Below are 2,486 nucleotides of genomic sequence, written 5' to 3'. Positions count from 1 at the left end.
GCCGATACCCCGGCCTCGAAGCCCATGTTGTAGACGGCCCCTTCGGACCAGATCACGTCGAACTCACCTTCCTCGAACGGCAGGGCATCCATGGAACCTTTCAGCGTGGTGATCCTGTCCGCAACTCCATCCTGCTGCCGGACATAGTCAGCCGGCGAGGGCTGTGCGTCTTCTTTCCCCTCCATCTCGCTACAGATATGTGCGCGCTGCCGAATCCGAAACCGGCTTCACCTGCGTCCTCGCCCTCTCAGACGCAGGTACTCCGAACACGCCATCGGTTCACTTCGCGTTCTCATACATCCTCTTTTAAGGTTCACGGCCCTTGTTGCCCCTTTGGTGCCCAAATACCCCATCTGCCTCAATGTCGGGTTTCTTTCGAAAAACAAGCGGGTAGCCCGACCCGTTGTCCCAATCTTGAGGCCTTTGATGCGTTTATGATGCCTTTCATCTTATGATTCCTTAAAGTCCTTTGTGATGCGTTTCTTTGAAAGAAGGTAATGGGTGCCTTTACCGGTTGTCCCTATTTTCTTCAAAATTCCTCTCTTAGATAATTCGTCCAGATCTCGGCTGGCTGTCGGTCGTGAAGCTCCGGTCAACTTTTGATATTCAGAATTGGAAATACGCCCCATTTTTTTTACATAAGACACTGTCAGCAATTGCCTCTCGTTTAATTGGAACCTTGCCAAAACCTCATCCGTCAACCAGTCCCGCCAGACAGTCACGACAAAATATGGGCCGCGTTGCTCGAAATCAGGCCCGGGAAGTCCAGCCTTTCGGCAGTCGGCGATCATATCGGTGGTGCCGGTTCCGGCTTTTTCCACATACTTGATCCGGTACAACGGTTCGGCGATCAAAGGATTGCGAGGCAGCGGTCCATGGGGCTCGCGGAGCAACTCCGGGGTGAGCCCAGGCGGCAACTCACCGGGATTCCATACCTCCATTCGATCAGAAAAGACAAACACCTGCACAAAACCGTTGTTCCTGTAATCCCTGTGGGCAACCGCATTGACGATCGCCTCCAAGATCACCGGACGGGGAATCTCGAAGGTAACGGGAGCCTGAACGCTTTCGGCACGGGTGCCGACACGGCGATCGATTTTGCCTAAGACAAACTCGACCGCCTCATCGATGACTTCGATCAGCCTACCCTCATAGGGCTGCTGAGATGCGATGGGCTTTTGCTTTACCGTACCGTGGAAATGGAAGCAATGGACCTGCACGTTGTTGAAATACCTTCTTGGCTCTTTTCCGAAAAGGAGCATGGCGGCATTCGTGGGCCTGCCATCACGTAACAGATTGAAGTTCTGAAGGACCGCTTTTGGAGCCCGGGACCCTTTCAGTTTCAATCGCCCGGCGGCCTCCGAGGTTTCGATGAAGTCGGCGACGGCTTTGTTGTCAATATCCCGGAGTGTTGCACCCTCACAGATACTTCCATCAAAGGGCGTTGATCGGATGGCGCTGCGCTGCTCGAGGCTCTCAACAAGGCTGGAGTAGACTTCACGAATCAAGCCTGGCGTATCTGAAAAGCGGCGTCTCGTAACTTGCTTTCCTGCTTTGCGCACCAACGCGGCCATCTCAGGGCTGCGCTTGCTGTCATCATCGCCCTTGATAAAGACCAGCCGTTCCCTATGTGTTTTGGTAGCCTCATCAAATTCCAGCTCTGTTGCCGACTTGCCTGCCTCATTTTTCGGTCCGTATTCGTTTCCGAGAATGGCAATGAAGATATCGCATTGGCGAACCTCGCCCAAATAAATATCGTCAGGCTTGCGGTCTCCTGCGGGGATATCTTCGAAAAGGAACACTTTCAAAATGAACCGCCTGAGCAGAGGATCATTGGTGAGGAAATCCTTTATCCCGCGTCGCTCCTCCGCGAGTTCCTTTTGCACGCTGCTGATGAAAACGCTGTACCGATGCTTGTCCGGTCTCTTCATTCTGTATCCTTGGTTAGGTCTGAACGGCTATCATCGAATTCATCCGAATCCTTTATATCCATCCCTGCCGCGAGCTTCAGGCCATCGCTGGCTTCCTGCCCACTGGCAATCTGGGCCATGGTGTCGGATTTGCGGATCCTGAGGTCCCGGTTTCGGATGTGGGTCTCGATGGCCTTCAGTCTTTCCCGCCTGAATTTGAGGGACCGGGGGGATGGCCATGAGGTCGCAGGTTCGAGGCGATGTGCCGGTCGATTTCATCTGGGGTGGTCAGGACCTTTTACGATCCCCCTTGTAGGAAGTACCATCGCAATTTCCCCAACTCCCGGGATTTCGACTGCGCTCCCCCTGGAGGGAAGCGGTAACAGGCAAAGACGCCGGGCACGCCGGCTGTGGCAGGTCGGGCGGAAAAAACGCGCCAGGGGAAACCATGAAGAAAACGCTCCAGGTCCGCGTCATCCTCCCCTTCAATCCGGGCTGAGGGGCAATCCTCCCTCCGGTCGCGTCATGCCCTACATCTTCTTGGCCACATAGACGCCGTAGCCGTAATAGTCGCGG

2 protein-coding genes are annotated in these 2,486 nt (G+C 54.6%); both read right to left on the bottom strand.

The genetic code is table 11. From position 1 onward, the window contains the following. Positions 1-185: methyltransferase domain-containing protein (locus H567_RS0121130; protein WP_028322907.1), on the bottom strand; the 185-nt coding region annotated here is incomplete at its 3' end. 264 nt (positions 186-449) lie between these two features. Further along, positions 450-1,931 (bottom strand): DUF4062 domain-containing protein, encoded by a 1,482-nt coding sequence (locus H567_RS26525; protein WP_051185190.1) that lies wholly within the window; start codon positions 1,929-1,931, stop codon positions 450-452. Positions 1,932-2,486: the final 555 nt, after the last annotated feature.

Source organism: Desulfatiglans anilini DSM 4660, from assembly GCF_000422285.1.
Taxonomy (GTDB): domain Bacteria; phylum Desulfobacterota; class DSM-4660; order Desulfatiglandales; family Desulfatiglandaceae; genus Desulfatiglans; species Desulfatiglans anilini.
This window is presented reverse-complemented; position numbering and strand designations above follow the sequence as displayed.